Raw genomic sequence first — 5,946 nt, forward strand, 5'->3', positions numbered from 1 at the left:
ATTTTGGTGACTGACGAGCTGACGGCCACACTGATTGCTGAATTACCACGTGAAAAAATGGTTGGCATTATTGTGCGCGATGGCGCAGCTAACTCACATGCGGCTATTTTAGCGCGTGCGCTTGGTGTACCTACGGTGATGGGGGTTGATATTGAACCCGACCAGCTTGAGCGGCGCGAGCTGATTGTTGATGGCTATCGTGGCAGTGTGATCGTTGATCCAGAAAATGCTATTCGTACCGAGTATCAGCGTTTGATCCTCGAAGAGCGTGAGCTGGATGAACGTGTTGCCGTAGATCTGGATAAACACGCGCAAACGGCGTGCGGTCAACGGGTTGAGATTTTACTTAATGCCGGATTAAGCGCCGACTGCCATATTGCTGTGAATCAAGGGGTAGACGGTGTTGGGTTATACCGCACTGAAGTGCCGTTCCTGTTGCATGGTAGTTTTCCTTCAGAAGATGAACAAGTTGCACTGTATCAGCTGATTTTACAAAGTTACCCGAATAAGCCGGTCGTTATGCGAACGCTGGATGTTGGGGGGGATAAACCACTGCCTTATCTTCCGATCCATGAAGATAATCCGTTTTTGGGCTGGCGCGGGATCCGCCTGACACTCGATCACCCCGATATCTTTATTGCTCAAATTAGAGCGATGCTGCGCGCCAGTGTTGGGCACGATAATCTCTCGATTATGCTGCCGATGATCTCAGGGGTGGGTGAAGTTGATGAAGCTAGGCTACTGATTGATCGCGCCTTTCGTGAAGTGGCCGAGCAGGTACAGGCGCAGGGGCTGATACTGAAAATGCCGAAAGTCGGTATCATGGTTGAAGTGCCGTCAATGTTGTATCAGTTGCAATTTTTGCCCGGTAAAATTGATTTTATCTCGGTAGGATCAAATGATCTTACCCAGTACCTGCTGGCAGTTGATCGTAATAATGCACGGGTTGCCGATATTTTTGACTCACTGCATCCGGCAGTATTGCGGGCGCTTAAACAGATCAGCACAGAAGGGCAGCAGTTTAATTTGCCGGTCAGTTTGTGCGGGGAGCTGGCTGGTGATCCGGTAGGGGCACTGCTGCTGGTCGGAATGGGCTATCGGCACTTAAGTATGAACGGGCGCAATGTGGCGCGTATTAAATATCTGCTGCGTGCGGTGACTCTCGATGATCTGCAAATACTGGCCGAACGCGCGCTCAGTGCCCGAGTGACAACTGAGGTGCGGCATTTAACGGCCGCATTTATGGAGCGACGCGGGCTGGGCAGCTTTATCCGTGGTGGAAATTCATTTTACTGATACCCCAGCGCGTATGATGCGCGAGATAACAATTGACGGATACAACCGATTATTTAGATAACCATAGATAGCCCGCTACCGGCCAGTGTCTAGCACTGTAGTTACCTTGAAATTAGTCGGTTATGCTGATTATTGATAGGCCTGTGCGATATCTCTCGGTATGCTATATACCCTGTTTGGGTTGCAATGTGTTGATCTCTGGCTGTGGTAGCACTTAGCTATAATGCTGGCACTCTTTTTATTACACATTGCTACTTTTGTGTAAGTTGAGGCTATCCATGTTGCTGTTTGTTATTGCCTGCCTGTTACTCGGGGCTGTTGTCGGCATTCTGGCCGGTTTATTGGGTATTGGTGGCGGGTTGATTATTGTCCCCGCACTGGCTTTTTTGCTGCCTAAAGCTGGAGTCTTACCCCAGCATCTAATGCCGATAGCGCTGGGTACATCTCTGGCCTCGATTGTTCTGACCGGTGTCTCCTCGTCGTGGCGGCATCATCAACTGGGTAATGTTGACTGGAAAATTGTAAAAGCGATGATCCCCGGCGGCATTATCGGTGCGGTGATCGGTGCGCATGCCATTACCTTGATCCCCTCGGCTATGATAGGCAAAGTTTTTGGCGTACTGGTGCTCATTTTGGCACTTCAAATGGCATGGTCGGTCAAAGCAGCATCAGCACACCCGTTACCGTCGGGGGGAAAACTGTTTACTGCTGGCTCACTGATTGGTGTTTTCTCCAGCCTTGCGGGGATTGGTGGCGGTAGTTTGACTGTGCCTTATCTGAACTGGCATTCAGTGCCGATGCGTACTGCCATTGGCGTTTCTGCGGTATGCGGTATGATGCTGGGGGTTGGTGGTTCTCTGACACTGATTCTTAGCGGGCTGCATGAGAGTGATTTACCGGCCTACAGTTTAGGTTATGTCTATCTGCCTGCACTGCTTTGCATCACGCTAACATCAATACAAACATCCAAGGTTGGCGCTAATTTAGTCAGCCGTTTACCCGTGCCGACCTTGAAAAAAGGGTTTGCCGTTCTTCTGATATTTGTTGCATTAAACATGTTGTGGTAACTGACCGATGATAAACAGTAGCTATCTGACTTTTCCGCATATTGACCCTGTTATTTTTCAGATAGGGCCGCTGGCGTTGCGCTGGTATGGTCTAATGTATCTGGTGGGGTTTGTGTTTGCTTTGTGGCTGGGGTCGCGCCGTGCTGCGAAGGCAAACAGCGGCTGGACCAAAGATGATGTTGAAAACTTGCTGTATGCCGGATTTTTTGGCGTATTTTTAGGCGGTCGTATCGGTTATGTGCTGTTTTATAACTTTGACCTGTTTTTGGCCAATCCGCTGTATCTGTTTAAAGTGTGGGAAGGCGGTATGTCATTCCACGGTGGTTTGATTGGTGTTATCACCGCCATGTGTATTTTTGCTTACCGCACACACCGCCCAATGTTTGCCGTCGCTGACTTTGTTGCGCCGCTGATCCCGTTTGGTTTAGGGGTTGGTCGCATTGGTAACTTTATCAACGGTGAACTCTGGGGCCGGGTAACTGATGTGCCTTGGGCGATGGTGTTTCCTGAAGGTGGCCCGTTCCCACGTCATCCTTCTCAGATCTATGAAGCCTTACTTGAAGGTCTGGTACTGTTTATTATCTTGAATTTATTTGTAAATAAGCCGCGCCCAACTGGCAGTGTTTCCGGCATGTTCTTGGTTTTTTACGGGCTATTCCGTATTTTCTGCGAATTTTTCCGTGAACCTGATGCTCAACTTGGCTTTTTTGATGGTTGGCTGACCATGGGGCAGTTGCTGTCGGTACCGATGGTGTTGGCAGGTGTAGGATTAATTATTTGGGCTTACCGCCGTAATCCGATTCAAGTAGTACGGGGATAACATGCAACAGTATCATGATCTAATGCGCAAAGTGTTGGCTGAAGGGGCAGAGAAAGAAGATCGTACCGGAACCGGTACTAAATCCATTTTTGGCCATCAGATGCGCTTTGATTTGTCGGCGGGTTTTCCGCTGGTTACCACAAAACGTTGCCATCTGCGCTCGATTATCCATGAACTGCTGTGGTTTTTGCAGGGGGATACCAATGTTGCGTATCTGCATGAGCACAATGTCAAAATTTGGGATGAGTGGGCTGATGAGCAGGGCAATTTAGGGCCGATTTACGGAAAACAGTGGCGTGCATGGGGAAGTGCTGATGGCCGTACCTTAGATCAACTGAGTACGGTGGTTGAGCAGCTAAAACAAGATCCCAACTCGCGCCGGATTATTGTGTCAGCATGGAATGTGGGTGAGCTTGATCAAATGGCTCTGATGCCGTGCCATGCGCTGTTTCAGTTCTATGTTGCCAATGGCAAGCTCTCATGTCAGCTGTATCAGCGCTCTTGTGATGTATTTTTAGGCCTGCCATTTAATATTGCCAGTTATGCATTATTAACCCATATGCTGGCTCAACAGTGTGATCTCGATGTGGGTGATTTTGTCTGGACAGGCGGTGATACTCACCTCTATATGAATCATCTTGAACAGGCTGAGTTGCAGTTATCGCGTACCCCGCGGGCACTGCCAACACTGACAATAACGCGTAAGCCTGCTTCTATTTTTGATTACCGATTTGAAGATTTTGAGATCACCGGTTATGACCCGTATCCGGCAATTAAAGCGCCTATCGCGATTTAATTTGCTCTTTACAGGGGGTTAATCGTTTTTTGTACTACCGATTATTTAAAAATTGATAACTCAAAAATCGATTGTTCAAAAATAAAGAGATCAAAAAAGGCGCTCAGTAGAGCGCCTTTTTAGTTTGTGAGATTCAGTATGGCAGTACATACCGATTATTGTGATGTAGAAGGTGGTTTAGCGGGTTGCAACGAGCAGAATACCCGGTAAAACAAAGAACACCCCACCCAGATATCCGAGTACCGCTAAACGGTTTTTGATAGCCAGATTTGCTAGCCCTTCAGCCGCTTTAACCGGTAAATTCCGCAGCCACGGCACACCATAAATCAAGCCGACAGCCAGTACGTTAAAGGTTAAATGCACCAGAGCAATCTGCAGGGCAAACAGCGCGTTGTTGCCTGATACGGCGGTTGCGGCCAACAGTGCTGTGATACAGGTACCGATATTTGCGCCCAGCGTAAACGGATAGACTTCACGCAGCGTCAGCAAGCCATTACCAACAAACGGTACCATCAGGCTGGTGGTAGTAGAAGAGGACTGTACCAGTACGGTAACGGTCGCACCTGAGGCTATACCGTGCAGCGGGCCACGGCCAATCGCGTGCTTTAACAGATCTTTTGCTCGTCCAACCATCAGCCCTTTGAGCAACTTACCCATCCCGGTGATAGCACAGAAAATCAGTGCAATACCCATCAGTGCCATAATCGTACCAGCAAGTGTCGGTGATAAATCAGCGAGCATAGATTTGGTTGCGGCAACAACCGGTTTGGTCAGTGGTTTGATAAAATCAAAGCCTACAAAATTGAGGTTACCGGAAGCGGAGAACGGTGCGACTAACCAACTGCTGATCTTATCGAGGATCCCGAAGGCCATCTCGAGTGGCAAGAAGATAAATACCGCAAGCAGGTTGAAAAAGTCATGGATAGTGGCGCTGGCAAAGGCACGGCGAAACTCGTTGTTACAACGTAAATGCCCCAAGCTCACTAAGGTGTTTGTTAGAGTAGTACCAATGTTAGCACCCATGATCATCGGAATTGCGGTTGCAATCGGCAATCCACCGGCAACTAAACCAACAATGATAGATGTCACGGTACTTGAAGATTGGATCAGGGCGGTTGCCAGCAAGCCCACCATTAAACCGGCCAGTGGGTGCTCGGCAAATTCAAACAGCGCTTTGGCATGATCGCCGGCGGCCAATTTAAAACCATCGCTGACCATCGCAACAGCGAGCAGTAAGCAATAGAGAGCAATAAACAGCGCCGACCAAGATAATAATGTAGTCAGAGGCGAAGGTGTCGTTGTGTTTTGTTCAGTAGGCATCTTGCGCATTAATGAATCTCTGATGTCAGATTTATTGCAGAGAATCCTAACGTTGAAATATTACAGATATATTTCAAAACAGAAAAAACCTTCAAAATAGCAGGGTGAATAGGGGATTAAGCGCATATTTGTGATGACGGGCAGATAATAACGCGGCAATTGAGCTATTCCTTAGACAAAACTGTTAACGAATAGACTTAATGCTCGGTTTTTTCGATGTAAATCATCAATAGAAACGATTTTATCGAGTTTGCATTCTGTTTTACACTGAAAATAAGACAACTGGCGTATTTTGCGCTGTGTAACTGCATAAAAATAGAAATACTGGAGTTCCCAATGACCGATATGATTCGTCAGTTTTTACGGCTGGAGTCAGCTGGAGGCATCTTACTGATTATCGCCTCAGCGCTGGCGCTCGTGCTTGCCAATACCAGCCTTGAAGGGATCTATGATCAGTTTCTGGCTATCCCTGTCGTCGTACAATTTGGCAGCTTATTGATCAATAAGCCGTTGTTACTCTGGATAAATGACGGTCTGATGGCCGTATTTTTCCTGTTAGTCGGTTTGGAAGTTAAACGTGAAATGCTCGTTGGTGCGCTGAACAGCAAAGAAAAAGCTGTTTTTCCGGCCATTGCTGCATTGGGGGG

At 47.9% G+C, this 5,946-nt stretch carries 6 protein-coding genes; 5 read left to right on the forward strand and 1 reads right to left on the reverse strand.

Going from position 1 to position 5,946, the window contains the following annotated elements; genetic code table 11:
• The 4 genes from ptsP to thyA form a co-directional block, all read left to right on the forward strand.
• On the forward strand, positions 1 to 1,296 hold a 1,296-nt coding region (gene ptsP / locus ACRC27_RS14355), incomplete at its 5' end, for a phosphoenolpyruvate--protein phosphotransferase (protein WP_438640195.1).
• A gap of 278 nt (positions 1,297 to 1,574) precedes the next feature.
• Positions 1,575 to 2,363: a sulfite exporter TauE/SafE family protein gene (locus tag ACRC27_RS14360; protein WP_438623539.1), complete on the forward strand. Its 789-nt coding sequence runs from the start codon at positions 1,575 to 1,577 to the stop codon at positions 2,361 to 2,363.
• Positions 2,364 to 2,373: 10 nt separating this feature from the next.
• Positions 2,374 to 3,183 (forward strand): prolipoprotein diacylglyceryl transferase, encoded by an 810-nt coding sequence (gene lgt / locus ACRC27_RS14365; RefSeq protein WP_438623582.1) that lies wholly within the window; start codon positions 2,374 to 2,376, stop codon positions 3,181 to 3,183.
• Position 3,184: 1 nt separating this feature from the next.
• Positions 3,185 to 3,979, forward strand: a complete 795-nt coding sequence (thyA, locus tag ACRC27_RS14370) for a thymidylate synthase (protein WP_438640196.1) — start codon at positions 3,185 to 3,187, stop codon at positions 3,977 to 3,979.
• Positions 3,980 to 4,156: 177 nt separating this feature from the next.
• Here thyA and ACRC27_RS14375 read toward each other — a convergent pair whose 3' ends face one another.
• Positions 4,157 to 5,308 (reverse strand): Na/Pi symporter, encoded by a 1,152-nt coding sequence (locus tag ACRC27_RS14375; protein WP_438623541.1) that lies wholly within the window; start codon positions 5,306 to 5,308, stop codon positions 4,157 to 4,159.
• 327 nt (positions 5,309 to 5,635) lie between these two features.
• On the opposite strand from ACRC27_RS14375, the gene ACRC27_RS14380 reads away from it, so the two are divergent.
• A partial coding sequence (locus tag ACRC27_RS14380; RefSeq protein ID WP_438640197.1) for a Na+/H+ antiporter NhaA occupies positions 5,636 to 5,946 on the forward strand: 311 nt, incomplete at its 3' end.

Source organism: Plesiomonas sp. (assembly GCF_051650925.1).
GTDB lineage: Bacteria > Pseudomonadota > Gammaproteobacteria > Enterobacterales > CAMTGL01 > Plesiomonas.